Source organism: Bacteroides sp. AM16-13, from assembly GCF_003602705.1.
Taxonomy (GTDB): Bacteria; Bacteroidota; Bacteroidia; order Bacteroidales; family Bacteroidaceae; genus Bacteroides; species Bacteroides xylanisolvens.
The window spans coordinates 1-552 of record NZ_QTLK01000088.1; the positions used below are offsets into that span (position 1 = coordinate 1).

The 552-nt window shown below is 45.3% G+C and carries 1 tRNA gene and 1 rRNA gene; both read left to right on the forward strand.

Features of this window, described 5'->3' with window-relative positions:
- Window positions 1–129 precede the first annotated feature (129 nt).
- Window positions 130–206: transfer RNA gene (locus tag DW173_RS23695), tRNA-Ala, on the forward strand.
- A gap of 157 nt (window positions 207–363) precedes the next feature.
- A 23S ribosomal RNA gene (locus DW173_RS23700) occupies window positions 364–552 on the forward strand; the annotation flags it as partial.

Consider the following 552-nt stretch of genomic DNA (forward strand, 5'->3'; position numbering starts at 1 on the left):
GAGCGCTACACTGATAATGTAGAGGTCGGCAGTTCAACTCTGCCTGGGACTACTTCGAGAATGTTGATGATTGTGTGGTAGTTGTAAGTTTGACTCTCAACTCTCCATTCTCCACTCTCAACTTATTCCGGGGGATTAGCTCAGCTGGCTAGAGCATCTGCCTTGCACGCAGAGGGTCAACGGTTCGAATCCGTTATTCTCCACCATCTCTGAAAAGAGAAACGATCTTTGACATGATGTACAAAAAGTAAAATTAAAAGTAAGAGCTAAAAGTATATATCAAACCGTACGTGTTCGAGTATGCAATATTGACAGCCGGAAGCAATTCCACAATCAATACCAATACGCGAATAAAACGTTTGAAAGAAAGTAAGCAAGGGCGCATGGCGGATGCCTTGGCTCTCGGAGGCGATGAAGGACGTGATAAGCTGCGATAAGCTTCGGGTAGGTGCAAATAACCTTTGATCCGAAGATTTCCGAATGGGACAACCCGGCATTCTGAAGGAATGTCATCCATCCTGGATGGAAGCTAACGCAGGGAACTGAAACATC